The following is a 15,369-nucleotide window of genomic DNA, read 5'->3' as shown; positions in this document are numbered from 1 at the left end:
CCCCTGTTAATTTATAGGTTTTTGTATGCAGTGCGCACTATATGACGCCGAGCGCTGCCGCTCCTGTCAGTGGATAACTCAGCCTGTCGCCGATCAACTCTTCGCTAAAACAGCCGATCTGCAGAATCTGCTTGCCGAGCGTCCGGTCGGAGAATGGTGCGCGCCGATCAGTGGTCCGGAAAGCGCGTTTCGTAATAAAGCTAAAATGGTGGTCAGCGGCAGCGTGGAAAAACCGCTGCTGGGAATGCTGCATCGTGACGGTACGCCTGAGGATTTGTGCGACTGTCCGCTCTATCCTGAGTCTTTTGCGCCCGTATTTGCCGCGCTTAAGCCGTTTATCGCTCGGGCGGGGCTGACGCCCTATAACGTGGCGCGCAAACGCGGGGAACTGAAATATCTGCTGTTAACGGAAAGCCGGTACGACGGCGGTATGATGCTGCGTTTTGTCCTGCGTTCTGACGCAAAACTGGCACAACTGCGCGCGGCGCTACCCTGGTTGCAGGCACAACTCCCACAGTTAAAAGTGATTACTGCCAATATTCAGCCGGTGCATATGGCGATTATGGAAGGGGAGACCGAAATCTTCCTGACTGAACAACAGGCACTGGCGGAACGCTTTAACGATGTGCCGTTGTGGATCCGCCCGCAGAGCTTTTTCCAGACCAACCCGGTGGTAGCGGGGCAGTTATATGCCACGGCGCGCGACTGGGTGCGTCAGCTTCCGGTTAATCATATGTGGGATCTGTTTTGCGGCGTCGGGGGCTTTGGTCTGCACTGCGCCACACCGCAGATGAAACTGACGGGGATTGAAATCGCGCCAGAAGCGATTACCTGCGCGAAGCAGTCAGCGCAGGAGCTTGGATTGCAGAATCTGCATTTTCAGGCGCTGGATTCAACCCAGTTTGCTACCGCTCAGGGCGAAGTACCTGACCTGGTGCTGGTGAACCCGCCGCGTCGCGGGATTGGAAAGCCGCTGTGCGATTTTCTCTCCCGCATGGCACCGCGTTTTATCATTTATTCCAGCTGTAATGCGCAAACCATGGCGAAGGATATTCGTGAGTTGCCCGGGTATCGCATTGAACGCGTCCAACTTTTCGATATGTTCCCACACACCGCGCACTATGAAGTGTTAACGCTGCTCAGCCGACAATAACTGCCATGCCTGATGGCGCTTCGCTTATCAGGCCTACGGAGATATTCAGGGCTGTAGGCAGGATGACAAATCAATAAATATATTAGCGCATTACATTTTTCTGGTGCTCGCGCGAACTTGTAACGTTGATGGTAATTCAATGAATTTATCCGTCGAATTGCCAGCAAGGAGATCAAGTAACGTTTTTCCTGCGCGAGTTCCTGTTTCACTCCATGGGAACTCGACAGCAGTCAGAGAAGGTGAGCAAACTGCGGCAAGAGTACCACCACTCAAGCTTGCCAATGCCAGGGAGTTGGGCACTTTTTGTCCTGCACCGTGGCAGGCCATAATGCAGCCGCAGGCAATTTCATCAGATGTACAAATCAGCGCATCCAGCTCTGGCCAGGTGATACGAATATCTCCCAGCAGGTTTAAACCGGTCGTTATGCCTGCTGGTAGGTGAGAGGTCACCACGCGATGTGGGGAGTGGTTAACCGAGAGCATGGCGCTGTTCCAGCCGCTCAGCACCTGGCGAAACATAATGTTATTGGAGGCGGTGCAGAGCAAGCCGATATTTTTATATCCGCTCTGCGCAAGGGAGGTAACCAGCTTTTTAATGGCCGCAGCGTAGTCAACGCCGATACTGACCCAGCTAGCATCGCGATTAATAGCACCAATCTCAACCACCGGCACGCCGGTATTACTTATCATCTGCGAACAACTGCTGATGTTATCAATATTGAACTGAACAATTGCCGCCGGGTTATAGGCGAGCATTTGTGCAAAGGCTTTTTCTTCGCTTTGTCCACCCTGGCCGGACTCGATAAACATCATGCTGTAGCCCTGGGTCGCGATCACCGTCTGTAGCGTTTCGGAGACGGCAAGAAATCCAGGGGAGGAAAAAGAAGGCACCACACCCATTACGAGACTGGAGTCAGCAGAGGCGAGGCTGCGGGCCTGCAGGTTTGGCACATAGCCCAACTCGTTCACCGCTGCTTCGATGCGGATGCGTAGTTCAGGATTCACTTTTTCAGGCATACGTAATGCGCGCGACACGGTCATCGTGCTAACGCCGACCAGTTTTGCCACTTCGGCGAGCGTAATTTTGCCAGTGTTTTTCCTGCGTTTTTCTCGCGCGCTATCGTCCGCTTGTAACGTCTGCACTGATGTCCTCCTATAGCCTGTCTGGGCTCCCATTGTAAATGATGTTTAGCGTTTTGCGCATTGCCCAACTGCAAAGTAATGATAAGTATGGTTAATGAAGTTAGCGGTAACAAGAATTTTAACATCGCCATAGTGTTAGCGCTAACTTTGCGAGGGAGATCACGGTAAGGCGTGAAGGCATTCCTCTATAGTAGGCTCAATTTCAACGCTATCGGGGTATTTATGATTACGACCTGGTTACCTACGGAAAATATCCAAATTGTGGATTCAGTCTGTGACTGGAAACAGGCCATTACGTTAGCGGCACAACCTTTATTGGATAAAGAGTCGATAACTCAGGTTTATATTAAAGCCATTTTAAATAGCCATCAGGAACTCGGTCCTTATTATATTTTAGCACCTGGTCTGGCGATGCCCCATGCTCGTCCGGAACAGGGTGGGATTAAAAATGGCTTATCGCTTTTGCATATTAAACAAGGCATTTCTTTTGACTCGGAAGACAATGATCCTATTTATGTGGTGATTATGTTATGTGCGATTTCGGGAGATGAGCACATTAATATGATCACAGCCCTTGCGGATATTTTTAGCGATGATGAAAGACTCTCAGCGTTGTTAAAAGCATCCTCAATGGAAAAAATTCAAGCCGTTATCAACGGATGGTGAGGTAAAGATGAAAAAAATTCTGATTGTGTGTGGTAACGGTTTAGGCAGTAGTTTTATCGTTGAAATGAACGTGAAAAAAATCATTAAAGAGTTAAATAAAGAAGCAGTTGTTTCTCATACTGATCTGACGTCGGCGAAAAGCGAAACTGCAGATATTATTCTTAGCGCTAAAGATATTGCTGAGCACCTATCCAGCCATGCTGCACAGGTCTTTGGCTTATCAAATTTACTGGATAACAATAAAATCAAAGAAATTCTTTCCGAGAATCTCTGACTAATTTTTTGCGGCCCTACGGAGTCATTCTATGCTGCAGTTTATTATTCATGATGTATTAGGTACACCAGCAATACTGGTCGGTCTGTTTTCCATGATCGGTTTATTATTGCAAAAAAAAGCAGTCTCCGAGGTTATTTCCGGAACTCTTAAAACTATAATGGGTTTTGTAATACTAACATCCGGTGCGGCGATTGTTGCCACTACGTTAACAACGTTTAGCCAGTTGTTTGAGTACTCATTCCATATTCAGGGCGTTGTGCCAAATACTGACGCTATGGCGGCGTTGGCGCAGAAAAACTACGGTACCGCGACGGCAATGATCATGGTGCTGGGGATGCTGTTTAACATTGTACTTGCCCGCATACACCGCTGAAATACATCTTTCTAACGGGGCACCACACGCTGTATATGGCGGCGATGCTGGCTGTCATTCTCTCCGTCGGCGGCTTGTCACCATTTTGGGTGATACTGGTCGGGGCGGTGATCCTCGGCATCATGATGGTGGTCTCTCCGGCCATTCTGCAGCCGTTCACTCGCAAAATAACCGGTACTGATGATCTGGCACTAGGTCATTTTGGTTCAACTGGCTATCTGCTGTCGGCGCTGGTGGGAAAAGCGGTCGGTAAAGGTAGCCCATCAATTGAAGAAATGCAGGTGCCGAAATCACTGAATTTCCTGCGGGACTCCTCGGTTGCTATCTCTCTGACGATGATGATCCTGTTTGTAATTCTGGTGCTGGTTGCAGGTAAGGAATTTGTTGAGAGCAGCGTCAGTGGTGGTCAGAACTTTATCATCTTCGCCGTTATCCAGTCGCTGACCTTTGCGGCAGGCGTGTGGATCATCCTTGCGGGTGTGCGCATGATTATTGCCGAAATTGTTCCAGCCTTTAAAGGTATCGCCGACAAGTTGGTGAAAGACGCCAAACCGGCGCTCGACTGCCCAACCGTCTTTCCGTTCGCCCCGAATGCCGTAATCGTCGGTTTTCTGTCAAGTTTTGCCGCCGGTCTGGTGAGCATGTTCCTATGCCCTTTGTTTGGTTTAAGCGTCATTGTTCCGGGTTTGGTACCACACTTCTTCTGCGGCGCGACGGCGGGCGTCTACGGCAACATCTGCGGCGGTCGCCGAGGTGCGGTGGTGGGGGCCTTCGCGCACGGCCTGCTGATTTCGTTTTTGCCTGCAATCTTGCTGCCTCTAATGGGCGACCTTGGTTTTGCATCCACCACCTTTGGTGATGCGGATTTCGGCGTTGTTGGCATCATACTTGGGCATGTCGTTTCATTATTTAACTAATTGATTCTTATAGAGGTAAGGTATGGCAGCTAAATTTTCGCCCTCGTTAATGTGTATGGATTTAACGCGGTTCAGAGAACAAATTACGGCAATGAACGCCCGGGCTGATTTTTATCACGTCGATATTATGGACGGTAGCTATGTGAAGAACATTACGTTGTCACCCTTCTTTATCGAAAATCTGAAGAAAATCACCGATGTGCCAATTGATGTGCATCTGATGGTGAATCACCCGGAAGATATAATTCCAATGTGTATTGAGGCCGGAGCCGATATTATCAGTTTCCATCCGGAAACGGCGAATAACAAAATATTCCGCCTGCTGAACCAGATTAAAGATGCTGGTCGCCGCTGTGGCGTCGTGTTGAATCCGGCAACTCCAGCGGATGCTATTAAAGAGTACGCTCATCTGCTGGATAAAGTGACCGTTATGTCGGTTGACCCCGGCTACGCAGGGCAGAAGTTTATTCCGGAATCACTCACCAAAATCAAAGAACTGATTGCGATGCGTGAAAATAAAGGCTACCACTACTTGACTGAGATTGATGGATCCTGCAACGAGAAAACCTTTAATGTGATCTCCCGGTCCGGTGTTGACGTCTTTATTGTGGGAACCTCGGGTCTGTTCTCCCTGGCGGATAATGTCAGTGATGCCTGGGATAAAATGGTCGATATCTACCAGCGCGAAGTCGCTGCCTAAAATTACAGCGCGCTCAACCGTATTAAGCCATTACTTGGGATAAAGAGTCTATTTAACCGATCTGTCTCTTTACTCTCGCTCTTGATTTATTCGGTTGAGGGCGCTGTAACCCTATTATATTAATGAAGGTGAGTTATGAATATTTCGGATGTACTTAATGCAAAGAACATTAAGCTAAATATGATGGCTAAAACAAAAGAAGAAGCCATTGAAGAATTAACCGACTTATTAGTACTTGATGGAGTTGTCATCAGTAAAAATGATTTTCTAAAAGATGTCTGGCTACGCGAGGAACAAGGCTCCACTGGGTTCGAGAATCATGTTGCGATCCCACATGGGAAATCCTCAGGCGTAGCCCGTACTGCATTGGCTATTGGACGAACCCAGCATCAAATACCCTGGGAAACAATGGATGGTAGTGATGTTCGTTGTATTATTTTATTTGCTGTTTGTCTAGTGGATCAAAATGCAACTCATATCCGTTTACTATCACAAGTCTCTGGCTCATTAGCAGATGAAGAAATAATAGAAAAATTGCTGAAAGAAAATGATCCTCAGAAAATCATCGAACTTTTGATCCCTGAAGATGAAGGCATCAACGCTTAATTTAATCAACACCTCTGCCATAGCATAGCAAATAATTAAATCCTGGAGAATAGTTATGAATATTGTTGGCGTTACAGCCTGTACTGTAGGTATTGCACATACATATATTGCGCAAAAGAAAGTTGAAATAGCTGCGAAAAAAGCAGGGCATAATGTCAAAATTGAAACACAAGGCACTATAGGTATCGAGAATGCCTTAACCGCTGATGAGATCGCACAAGCCGACATTGTCCTGTTAGCCGCCGATGTTAAGGTTTCTGGTGAAGAAAGGTTCGCTGGAAAGAAAGTAGTCAGAGTGCCAACTGAAATGGCAGTTAAATCTCCCAATAAACTTATTGAAAAACTCAGTGAATTAGTAAATTCATAACTTTTACCTATGCGTATCCTATATAAATTAAAGGGCGTAATTTATGAATATTAAAGAAGTATGGAAAGCAGCAAACCCTAAGGGTCATCTGCTTACTGCCATCTCATTCTTGATTCCCATTGTTTGTGGTGCTGGATTTATTATTGCAATTGGTATGGGTCTTGGGGGGACGGTTCAGGACACTTTAGTACCGGGTCAATTTGATCTGTGGCAGGCCTTCGCTACTATGGGGGCCAAGGCGCTTGGACTATTACCCGTCGTTATAGCTATCGGGATTTCCGGTTCTATCGCAGGTAAGCCCGGTATTGCCCCTGGTTTTGTCGTTGGTCTGGCGGCTAATGCTATTGGTGCGGGCTTCATTGGTGGCATGATCGGCGGCTACATTTCCGGGTATATTGCTCTTGCTATTATTAAAAATATGAAGGTGCCTGACTGGGCTAGAGGGTTAATGCCCACATTGATTGTGCCATTTTTTGCATCCGTTCTCAGTGCTCTGATTATGGTTTATATCATCGGTACGCCTATTGGTATTTTTACAGACGCTCTGACATCGTTCCTGAGAAGTATGGGAACTTCATCTAATTTACTATTAGGTGCTGTTATAGGAGCGTTGTGTATCGTTGACTTTGGCGGTCCGATAAATAAAACGTGTTTTGCATTTGTCTTAACACTCCAGGCGCAGGGTATAAATGAACCAATTACGGCCCTGCAGTTAGTTAACACGGCAACACCTATCGGTTTTGGGCTTGCATTCTTTATTGCCAAACTTCTTCGCAAAAATATTTATAATAACGAAGAAATCGAAATGTTAAAATCGGCTGTTCCTATGGGGGTGGTGAATATTGTTGAAGGATCTATACCCATAGTTATGAATGATATCGTTCGTGGTATTGCTGCTGCAGCAATCGGCGGTGCTTGTGGTGGTGCAATCACCATGGTTTATGGCGCAGATGCAACAGTACCTTTTGGTGGTGTTTTGATGATTCCTACAATGTCACATCCAATGGCCGGTATTATGGCATTGATAGTTAATATATTTGTCACGGCTACTGTCTATGCCGTTATCAAAAAAGATGTTCCTCGGGATGTAATTATAAATAATGATCAAGAAGAGGAAGATATCGATTGGGATGATATTAAAATAAGCTAAGTACGTAATAAAAGTACTCCGTGCATATCGGAAAGCGTTCATCATACAGTGGGGGATTTACATCCCCCACTGGCGTGCAACATGCGAAAAAAAATCCCGTACTTTCGTACGAGCTCTTCTTAAAATATGGCGGTGAGGCGGGGATTGACTCGCTTTGCTCGCCCCTGCGGGGCAGCCCGTTCGCTGCGCTCCCGGTCTGTCCAACTGGCTGCGCCAGTAGTCGAACCCCGGTCGGGGCTTCTCATCCCCCCGCAGATGTGCAACATGCGAAAAAAAAGCCCGTACTTTCGTACGAGCTCTTCTTAAAATATGGCGGTGAGGCGGGGATTCGAACCCCGGATACGTTGCCGTATACACACTTTCCAGGCGTGCTCCTTCAGCCACTCGGACACCTCACCATATTGTATTGCTGCCTGACCGCTTGGGGGGCAACGGGGCGCTACTATAGGGAGTTGCGCTAAAACGGTCAAGCAGAATTTACGTGTTAACTCTCGTTTGGTTACGCATTATACATATTCCTCCGCCCAGGCAGGCGCAGAGGATTGGATTAGCGCTGAGAGTCCAGTTTTTCTCCGCTGGTCATGACTTCCTGGGCTTTGCTGTAGCTTTCGATCAGCAACTGATAAGCCGGGAAGACTTTGGTATACACTTCAGCCCATTCGGCGGCGTCTTCACGGTTCCATGTGCCCTGAATTTCAGAAGCGACGGCGGCGGTATCCATCGGCACAACGCCAGCCTGAACAACTCGAGCCAGGGTGATTTCCTGCGCCATTTTGCTGTAAGTACCGGAAGCGTCGATCACAGCGAAAACCTTATAGCCTTCCGCAACCGCGCTGATAGCCGGGAAAGCCATGCACACGCTGGTAATCGTACCGGCGATAATCAGCGTTTTACGACCAGTTGCTTTGACCGCTTTCACGAAATCTTCGTTATCCCAGGCGTTGATTTCGCCTTTACGCGCCACGTATTGGGCATGCGGCGCATTGGCGTGGATCTCAGGGATCAGCGGGCCGTTAGGTCCCTGCGGTACGGATGCCGTGGTAATCACCGGCATCTTCGCCAGAGTCGCCATTTTAGCCAGCGCGGCGGCACGCGCACGCAGTTCTGGCATTGGCATGTCGCCGACGGTCTGGAACAGCCCGCTCTGATGATCGATAAGCAGCATGACGGAATCATTCACATCGATGACTGGACGTGAACCATTAAAGTTTGCAGGACTGGACATATTCTTCTCCTTCGATTCAGATTTGGCCAAAGCGGCCGGAGTTAAAATCGCGTACGGCTTCAGCGATTTCTTGTTTCGTGTTCATTACAAACGGACCGTAACCTACAATCGGCTCGTTCAACGGTTCTCCAGAAAGCAGCAGCACGCTGGCGTCGCTGGAGGCTTCAATATGCAGCGTTTTCCCCTGCTGGCTCAGCACCACCAGTTGCGCTTCGCTGGCAGACGTAGTGCCGTTTACGGTGATATTCCCTTTCAATACCACCAGGGCAGTGCTCCATCCTTCCGGCTGGGACAACGTGAGCTGATGATTACGTTGCAAACGCATATCCCAGACGTTCAGCGGCGAGAAGGTATGTGCCGGGCCTTTTGTATCCTGATAGCTGCCCGCAATCACACGAACGCTCCCTGCTTCATCAGGCAGGGCGACAGTGGGGATCACATCGCTGCTGATGCCCTGGTAACCCGGAACGGCCATTTTGTCTTTTGCTGGCAGATTGACCCACAGCTGTACCATTTCCAATTCGCCACCCTGACGGGTAAATTCAGGTGAATGGAACTCTTCGTGTAATATTCCTGCTCCTGCGGTCATCCACTGCACGTCGCCGGGGCCGATAATGCCGCCGCGACCGGTTGAATCACGGTGTTCAACTTCGCCGCTGTACACGATGGTCACCGTCTCAAAACCACGGTGAGGGTGTTCGCCTACGCCGCGTTTTTCGTTACCCGGCGTAAACGTATGTGGACCGGCGTAATCCAGCAGCAGGAACGGACTTAGCTGTTCAGCATGAGACTGGTAAGAAAACATCGAGCGAACCGGAAATCCATCGCCAACCCAGTGCGGGCGAGGTGCGGTGTAGACGCCTGTTACTTGTTTCATATGTGTCTCCTCTGTGGCGTTATCTTGATGTGAATAAGCTTATATTCATGACAGCGAGCTGAGTAGTAGCTAAAATAGTTCTCACTGTCTCATAAATAGGACAATTGGATGACGAAGCCAGATCTCAATGATTTTGCATGGTTTGTGCATGTTGTAGAGGAAGGGGGATTCGCGGCGGCGGGTCGGGCGCTTGATGAACCGAAATCAAAACTAAGCCGACGGATAGCGCAACTGGAAGAGACACTGGGAGTTCGACTGATTCAGCGAACCACCCGCCAGTTTAACGTGACGGAAGTTGGGCAAACCTTTTACGAACACTGTAAGGCGATGCTGGTGGAAGCGCAGGCAGCGCAGGATGCGATTGCCGCGTTACAGGTTGAACCGCGTGGCGTGGTGAAGTTGACGTGTCCGGTCACGCTGCTGCATGTGCATATCGGGCCGATGCTTGCCCGTTTTATGGCGCGTTATCCTGACGTATCAGTGCAACTGGAGGCTACTAACCGCCGCGTGGACGTTGTTGGAGAGGGCTTGGACGTGGCGATTCGCGTCAGGCCCCGACCATTTGAGGATAGCGACCTGGTGATGCGTGTGCTGGCGGACAGGGGGCATCGTTTGTATGCCAGCCCGCAGTTAATCGAGCAAATGGGAACGCTACATTCTCCGGCGGAGCTGACGCGTTGGCCGGGCCTGAGTCTGGCGACGGGTAAACATGTGCATCGTTGGGAGTTATTCGGGCCGCAGGGCGCACGTGCGGAGGTGCATTTCACGCCGCGTATGATCACCACCGATATGCTGGCGTTACGTGAAGCCGCAGTTGCCGGTGTGGGGGTAGTTCAACTTCCACAGCTGATGGTAAAAGATCAAGTAGCTGCGGGTGAACTGGTGGCATTGCTCGACGGCTGGGAACCGAAGCGAGAAATAATTCACGCAGTCTTTCCATCACGCAGGGGATTATTGCCGTCAGTACGCACATTAGTGGATTTCTTAACGGAAGAATATGCGCGGATGATTGAGGATTAAATACCTGACCTTGGCCCACAAAAAAGGCCGGTTAAACCGACCTTTTATTATCTGGACGCCATTCGGGCGTTAAAAACAATCAGCGACTACGGAAGACAATGCGGCCTTTGCTCAGGTCGTACGGGGTCAGCTCAACAGTCACTTTGTCGCCCGTCAGGATGCGGATATAGTTTTTACGCATTTTACCGGAGATGTGTGCAGTAACCACGTGACCGTTTTCTAACTCTACGCGGAACATGGTATTAGGTAACGTATCGAGAACGGTACCCTGCATTTCAATATTGTCTTCTTTGGCCATCTAATCCTCTGGGGTATCACTACCGTAATTTGAACCGGCAAGATAATGCCGAAGTTCTTTTAATAAGTAAAGATTTGTGCGTTTAAAACACAGCAAATCGGGTTTGGCGCATTACTCTAACCACACACGGCAAAGCCGCACTTAAAGCGCAACGTGTAAGGGAACGAGGAGATAAACGATAGGCGTTGCCTGACGCGAACTGTTCCTTAACGGCGGCGGGGTAATGGGCTAAACCAACTCTGCGCGACAATTATAACACCCCGACAAAAAATGTGCCGAAAACATTCACCCCTGAGGCGAAAATAACGTCCTGGGAACCCAGAAATGGCTCGGTAGCCGCTGCTGGCGCAGTCTGCTCAGGTGTTCAAGGTACTCCCGACGTGGGGTTTCGACGGCGCCCAGCGAAGCTGTATGGCTATTTAATACCTGGCAGTCGATTAATTTTCCGCCCTGACGGATAAATTCAGTGCAAAAAACAAGCAGTGCGGTTTTGGACGCATTTTCCTGACGGCTGAACATTGATTCGCCACAAAATAGCGTACCTTGCGCCACGCCATACATACCGCCCACTAACTCATTTTGTCGCCATACTTCAATTGAGTGCGCATGGCCCAGCTCGTGCAGGCGATGGTAGGCGTCGACTACATCATGCGTTATCCAGGTGCCTTCTTCCCGGTTGTTCGCGCAGCCTTCAATCACCTGACCGAACGCGTAATTGAGCGTCACGCGATAAGGCGAGTTTTTATGAAAACGTTTCATGCTGCGGCTGAGATGAAATTTCTCGGGCCAAAGAATGGCGCGTGGATCGGGCGACCACCAAAGAATGGGGTCGCCAGGTGAAAACCACGGGAAAATTCCGCGCTGGTAGGCCATTAACAGTCGGGCTGGACTGAGATCGCCGCCAAGCGCCAACAAACCGTTAGGCTCGCGTAAAGCGCCTTCCGGTGAAGGGAAGGCTATAGAATGGCGGGACAATTGCACCAGGCGCATGACAGCGAAACTCCACTACGCGAGTTTGATCGTTCAATAATAGCTTACAGACGTTGCTTAAACTGGTAATAACGCCCCTGCCGGGCTAACAAATCTGCGTGATTACCTTGCTCAATAATGTGTCCGTTGTCCATCACTATTATTTGATCAAAACGTGACAAGCCGCGCAGACGATGTGTCACCATCAGTACGGTTTTATCGCGCATGACATCGCCAATTAATTCAAGCATTTGGCTTTCTGTTGTGGCATCAAGCCCTTCGGTCGGTTCATCCAGCAGCATCAGTGGGGCATCGTGCAATAAGGCGCGGGCGATAGCCAGACGACGGAGTTCGCCGCCAGAAAGCTGACGACCGCCTTCGCCTAACCAGGCATTGAGTCCATCACCCTCTAGCAGTTTGTCCAGACCGACGCGGCACAGCATTGCGGATAATGTGTCATCACTGGCGTGCGGTGCTGCCAGCAGCAGGTTATCACGCAGCGTCGCGCTGAACAGGTGCACGCGCTGTGGCACGACGCTGATGCTCTGGCGCAGCGTGGCTTCACTGAGGGCTGAAATCGGCTGCTCATTAATCAGAATTTCGCCGTGCTGCGGATCCCATGCGCGGGTCAGCAATTGTAGTAACGTTGACTTACCGCAGCCGGTGCGACCGAGAATCGCAATGTGTTCACCGGGCTGAGCCTGCAGCGAAAGGGTGTCGAGCGCTTTTTGTGCTTGCCCCGGATAGCTGAATGAAACATCGCGTAGCGTGAGAGTGACCTGCTCAGAAACTGGAGAACTGGCATCCGGGAAGGTGACTTCTGGCTGCTGTTCGGTCAGTTCGGTGATGCGCAGCGCAGAGGCAATAACCTGTCCGAGATGCTGAAACGCGCCGGTGACGGGTGCTAATGCTTCAAACGCGGCCAGCGCACAGAAGACAAACAGCGCGATCAGCGCGCCAGGCTGGGTATTGCCACCCACGCCGCCGGAGGCCATCCATAACATCACAACCACTGCCAGTGCGCCGACTAACAGCATGACCGCCTGTGATAGCGCCGTTAATTCAGACTGACGTCGTTGGGCTTCATGCCACTGCAACTCGGTGGCTTCCATTTGGGCGCGGTAACGTTCACTGGCGCCAAAGATGGTCAGTTCAGCCTGGCCCTGCAGCCAGGATGTTAACTGCTGACGATACTGCCCACGTAAATGCGTCAAGCTTTGCCCGGTGCTTTTACCTGCCTGATAAAAGAGTGGGGGCAGGATAAATAAGGTCAGCAGCATAATACCGCCGAGAGTGATAGCCAGCGTGAAATCGAGAACGCTTAGCCCCAGCGTGACCACCATGATGACGACAAAAGCGCTCACAAGCGGGGAGAGCACGCGCAAATAGAGATGATCGAGCGTGTCGACATCTGCCACTACGCGGTTAAGCAATTCACCTTGTCCATAACGGGACAGGCCAGCAGGGGAGAGCGGCAGCAGTTTGCTGAAGGTATAAATACGCAAATGTTGCAGCACGCGGAACGTCGCGTCGTGGCTGACCAGCCGCTCGAAATAGCGGCCCGCGGTTCGGGTGATTGCCGCACCGCGTACCCCGGCAGCAGGGAGCATATAGTTAAAACTGTAAATTCCGGTGACACCCACCACAGCAGAAGCCGACAGGAACCAGCCGGAAAGCGTCAGCAAACCAATACTTGCCAGCAGTGTGACGATCGCCAGAACGATCCCCAGGGTTAACATCCATTTGTGACGTTTATACAGCGTCAGATAAGGTAGCAAAGCGCGCATTTAGATGTCCTCCTGACGATGAGCCAGTAATGTCGCAAACGCCCCGTTGGCTGCGCTAAGTTCGGCATAAGTGCCTTGTTCAACGATCTGTCCGTCCTGCATTACCCAGATAACGTCCCAGTCGGCAAGATCTTCAAGTTGGTGTGTCACCATCAGAGTGGTCTGGCGGCGTGACGCTGCTTTCAACGCCTGCATCACGCGTTGTTCGCTGTGTGCATCAAGGCTGGCGGCGGGCTCGTCAAGCAGCAACAACTGACATGGATTGAGTAAGGCGCGAGCCACGGCAACGCGCTGCGCTTGTCCGACAGAAAGTCGAGCAGCCTGATCGCCTACTGGTGTATCCACACCCTGTGGCAGAAGTGGTAAAAACTCACTGACCCAGGCGCTGTCGAGTGCGGCCTGCAGCTGTTCTTCGCTGGCATCGGGGCGAGCGAGCAGCACGTTATCGCGTAACGTGGCGGCAGGGAGCTGCGGATTTTGTCCAACCCAGGACAGCTGTTTGCGCCAGCAATCAGGCGACAGGTCGCGCAGCTCAAAGCCGTTAATCCGCAGCGAACCCTGATAAGAGAGAAAACCGGACAGGACATTGAGCAACGAACTTTTGCCGGAACCGCTGCGGCCAACCAGCACCGCGCGTTGGCCCGCTGGCAGGGTAAAGTTGAGCGGACCTGCAAGCACTTTACCTTCCGGCGAGGTGATGACCAGATCTTCTGCTTCAATTGAAACTGCGTCTTTTGTTGTCAGCTCAATATCGCCACGCTCAGGATGTGCAAGCGGGGTTTCCATGAAGGTTTTCAGACTATCCGCGGCACCAACGGCTTGCGCTTTGGCGTGATAAAACGTGCCCAGATCGCGCAGGGGCTGGAAAAATTCCGGCGCCAGAATGAGCGCGAGGAAGCCAGCAGCCAATGTGACGCCTGTCCCGTAGTGACCAAAATCGAGTTCACCGAGGTAGGAAAAACCGAAGTAAACCGCGACCAGTGCGATGGACAGGGAGGTAAAGAACTCAAGGACACCGGATGACAGAAACGCCAGGCGCAGGACTTCCATGGTGCGCTGGCGGAAATCTTGTGACGCTGCGCGGATGCTTTCTGTTTCAGCTTCACCGCGACCAAAGATTCTTAGCGTCTCCATACCCCGCAGGCGATCGAGAAAATGGCCACTGAGGCGAGCAAGAGCCTGAAAATTGCGGCGGTTAGCGTCGGCTGCACCCATACCAACCATCGCCATAAACAACGGGATCAGCGGGGCAGTTCCAAGCAGAATAAGGGCGGCTACCCAGTTTGACGGGAATACCGCTGCCACGATCAATAAGGGGACGCATACGGCCAGCGCCATTTGCGGCAGATAACGTGCATAGTAATCATGCATGTCATCAATCTGTTCCAGGATTAGCGTAGCCCAGCTCCCGGCTGGTTTGCCTTGTATCCAGGCGGGACCTGCTTGTTGCAGACGGTCAAGCACCTGGCGGCGAATCTCAAAGCGGATATGTTGGCCAGCATGAAACCCGACGCGTTCGCGTAACCAGACGACCCATGCTCGCAGGATGAAAATCAATACCAGCACAATGAAAGGGAGCAGAAGCGCCTCTCTGGGGATATTGTCCATGATCATATGGTCGAGAATTCGGGCCATGAGCCAGGCCTGAGCGACAATTAACAGGCCGCTCACGAACCCCAACAGGCGTGAAATGTTCAGCCATCGTTGGGAAATTACACTTTGCTGTTTTAACCAGCGGGTCAGCTCTTTTTGACGGGTTTTATTCATTGCACGCTTAGCAGGTGAGTTATTGGAATTTTTGGGCAGGACAATGTTACAACGAGGCAAAAATAAAGGCGACT

General features: G+C 50.7%; 15 protein-coding genes, 1 tRNA gene and 1 pseudogene. 9 read left to right on the top strand and 8 right to left on the bottom strand.

What is annotated here, in order from left to right; translation table 11 throughout:
• Positions 1–25: 25 nt before the first annotated feature.
• Positions 26–1,153, top strand: a complete 1,128-nt coding sequence (gene rlmC / locus OGY06_RS06660) for a 23S rRNA (uracil(747)-C(5))-methyltransferase RlmC (RefSeq protein ID WP_206159957.1) — start codon at positions 26–28, stop codon at positions 1,151–1,153.
• 90 nt (positions 1,154–1,243) lie between these two features.
• Here rlmC and OGY06_RS06655 read toward each other — a convergent pair whose 3' ends face one another.
• Positions 1,244–2,296 (bottom strand): LacI family DNA-binding transcriptional regulator, encoded by a 1,053-nt coding sequence (locus OGY06_RS06655; protein WP_080470551.1) that lies wholly within the window; start codon positions 2,294–2,296, stop codon positions 1,244–1,246.
• A gap of 222 nt (positions 2,297–2,518) precedes the next feature.
• Between OGY06_RS06655 and OGY06_RS06650 the strand changes: the two genes are divergently transcribed.
• The 7 genes and pseudogenes from OGY06_RS06650 (at position 2,519) to OGY06_RS06620 (ending at position 7,352) form a co-directional block, all read left to right on the top strand.
• Positions 2,519–2,962 carry a PTS sugar transporter subunit IIA gene (locus OGY06_RS06650; RefSeq protein WP_063940637.1) on the top strand — a complete coding sequence of 148 codons (444 nt, stop codon included), beginning with the start codon at positions 2,519–2,521 and terminating at the stop codon, positions 2,960–2,962.
• A gap of 7 nt (positions 2,963–2,969) precedes the next feature.
• Positions 2,970–3,236: a PTS sugar transporter subunit IIB gene (locus OGY06_RS06645; protein ID WP_063940636.1), complete on the top strand. Its 267-nt coding sequence runs from the start codon at positions 2,970–2,972 to the stop codon at positions 3,234–3,236.
• A gap of 31 nt (positions 3,237–3,267) precedes the next feature.
• Positions 3,268–4,529: pseudogene (gene ulaA / locus OGY06_RS06640) on the top strand (PTS ascorbate transporter subunit IIC).
• Between the two features lie 22 nt (positions 4,530–4,551).
• On the top strand, positions 4,552–5,229 hold the full coding sequence (gene alsE, locus OGY06_RS06635) for a D-allulose 6-phosphate 3-epimerase (RefSeq protein WP_063940634.1): 678 nt from the start codon (positions 4,552–4,554) through the stop codon (positions 5,227–5,229).
• A 135-nt stretch (positions 5,230–5,364) separates the two neighbouring features.
• Entirely contained in the window at positions 5,365–5,835 is a 471-nt protein-coding gene (locus OGY06_RS06630) for a PTS sugar transporter subunit IIA (protein ID WP_063940633.1), read from the top strand.
• 55 nt (positions 5,836–5,890) lie between these two features.
• Positions 5,891–6,202: a PTS fructose transporter subunit IIB gene (locus tag OGY06_RS06625; protein ID WP_063940632.1), complete on the top strand. Its 312-nt coding sequence runs from the start codon at positions 5,891–5,893 to the stop codon at positions 6,200–6,202.
• A 43-nt stretch (positions 6,203–6,245) separates the two neighbouring features.
• Positions 6,246–7,352, top strand: coding sequence for a PTS fructose transporter subunit IIC (locus tag OGY06_RS06620; protein ID WP_063940631.1), 1,107 nt, complete (start codon positions 6,246–6,248; stop codon positions 7,350–7,352).
• Positions 7,353–7,662: 310 nt separating this feature from the next.
• On the opposite strand, the gene OGY06_RS06615 is transcribed toward OGY06_RS06620, so the two are convergent.
• The 3 genes from OGY06_RS06615 to OGY06_RS06605 all read right to left on the bottom strand — a co-directional run bounded on the left by OGY06_RS06615 (position 7,663) and on the right by OGY06_RS06605 (position 9,454).
• Positions 7,663–7,750: transfer RNA gene (locus OGY06_RS06615), tRNA-Ser, on the bottom strand.
• A 149-nt stretch (positions 7,751–7,899) separates the two neighbouring features.
• Positions 7,900–8,577: an isochorismatase family protein gene (locus tag OGY06_RS06610; RefSeq protein ID WP_286604985.1), complete on the bottom strand. Its 678-nt coding sequence runs from the start codon at positions 8,575–8,577 to the stop codon at positions 7,900–7,902.
• A 16-nt stretch (positions 8,578–8,593) separates the two neighbouring features.
• Positions 8,594–9,454, bottom strand: a complete 861-nt coding sequence (locus OGY06_RS06605) for a pirin family protein (protein ID WP_003831674.1) — start codon at positions 9,452–9,454, stop codon at positions 8,594–8,596.
• Between the two features lie 108 nt (positions 9,455–9,562).
• On the opposite strand from OGY06_RS06605, the gene OGY06_RS06600 reads away from it, so the two are divergent.
• A complete protein-coding gene (locus tag OGY06_RS06600; RefSeq protein WP_003831675.1) occupies positions 9,563–10,474 on the top strand; it encodes a LysR family transcriptional regulator in 912 nt (303 codons plus the stop codon).
• Positions 10,475–10,553: 79 nt separating this feature from the next.
• On the opposite strand, the gene infA is transcribed toward OGY06_RS06600, so the two are convergent.
• From infA to cydD, 4 genes are all read right to left on the bottom strand, one after another.
• Positions 10,554–10,772 (bottom strand): translation initiation factor IF-1, encoded by a 219-nt coding sequence (infA, locus tag OGY06_RS06595; protein ID WP_002211347.1) that lies wholly within the window; start codon positions 10,770–10,772, stop codon positions 10,554–10,556.
• Between the two features lie 285 nt (positions 10,773–11,057).
• Positions 11,058–11,762 (bottom strand): leucyl/phenylalanyl-tRNA--protein transferase, encoded by a 705-nt coding sequence (gene aat, locus OGY06_RS06585; RefSeq protein ID WP_003831883.1) that lies wholly within the window; start codon positions 11,760–11,762, stop codon positions 11,058–11,060.
• Positions 11,763–11,806: 44 nt separating this feature from the next.
• Positions 11,807–13,528 (bottom strand): heme ABC transporter ATP-binding protein/permease CydC, encoded by a 1,722-nt coding sequence (gene cydC / locus OGY06_RS06580; RefSeq protein WP_286604984.1) that lies wholly within the window; start codon positions 13,526–13,528, stop codon positions 11,807–11,809.
• Positions 13,529–15,295, bottom strand: coding sequence for a heme ABC transporter permease/ATP-binding protein CydD (gene cydD / locus OGY06_RS06575; RefSeq protein WP_003831887.1), 1,767 nt, complete (start codon positions 15,293–15,295; stop codon positions 13,529–13,531).
• Positions 15,296–15,369: the final 74 nt, after the last annotated feature.

The sequence above is a fragment of the Citrobacter sp. Cpo147 genome (assembly GCF_030332405.1).
Taxonomy (GTDB): domain Bacteria; phylum Pseudomonadota; class Gammaproteobacteria; order Enterobacterales; family Enterobacteriaceae; genus Citrobacter; species Citrobacter portucalensis.
The sequence above is the reverse complement of the archived record's forward strand: the minus strand, read 5'-3'. Positions and strand labels throughout refer to the sequence as shown.

Bases quoted from the DNA above. Each gene is read 5' to 3' on its own strand.
- cydD (WP_003831887.1), bottom strand. From the start codon at position 15,295: ATGAATAAAACCCGTCAAAAAGAGCTGACCCGCTGGTTAAAACAGCAA.
- OGY06_RS06630 (WP_063940633.1), top strand. From the start codon at position 5,365: ATGAATATTTCGGATGTACTTAATGCAAAGAACATTAAGCTAAATATG.
- OGY06_RS06600 (WP_003831675.1), top strand. From the start codon at position 9,563: ATGACGAAGCCAGATCTCAATGATTTTGCATGGTTTGTGCATGTTGTA.
- rlmC (WP_206159957.1), top strand. From the start codon at position 26: ATGCAGTGCGCACTATATGACGCCGAGCGCTGCCGCTCCTGTCAGTGG.
- aat (WP_003831883.1), bottom strand. From the start codon at position 11,762: ATGCGCCTGGTGCAATTGTCCCGCCATTCTATAGCCTTCCCTTCACCG.
- OGY06_RS06620 (WP_063940631.1), top strand. From the start codon at position 6,246: ATGAATATTAAAGAAGTATGGAAAGCAGCAAACCCTAAGGGTCATCTG.
- infA (WP_002211347.1), bottom strand. From the start codon at position 10,772: ATGGCCAAAGAAGACAATATTGAAATGCAGGGTACCGTTCTCGATACG.
- OGY06_RS06610 (WP_286604985.1), bottom strand. From the start codon at position 8,577: ATGTCCAGTCCTGCAAACTTTAATGGTTCACGTCCAGTCATCGATGTG.
- OGY06_RS06645 (WP_063940636.1), top strand. From the start codon at position 2,970: ATGAAAAAAATTCTGATTGTGTGTGGTAACGGTTTAGGCAGTAGTTTT.
- alsE (WP_063940634.1), top strand. From the start codon at position 4,552: ATGGCAGCTAAATTTTCGCCCTCGTTAATGTGTATGGATTTAACGCGG.
- cydC (WP_286604984.1), bottom strand. From the start codon at position 13,528: ATGCGCGCTTTGCTACCTTATCTGACGCTGTATAAACGTCACAAATGG.
- OGY06_RS06650 (WP_063940637.1), top strand. From the start codon at position 2,519: ATGATTACGACCTGGTTACCTACGGAAAATATCCAAATTGTGGATTCA.
- OGY06_RS06605 (WP_003831674.1), bottom strand. From the start codon at position 9,454: ATGAAACAAGTAACAGGCGTCTACACCGCACCTCGCCCGCACTGGGTT.
- OGY06_RS06625 (WP_063940632.1), top strand. From the start codon at position 5,891: ATGAATATTGTTGGCGTTACAGCCTGTACTGTAGGTATTGCACATACA.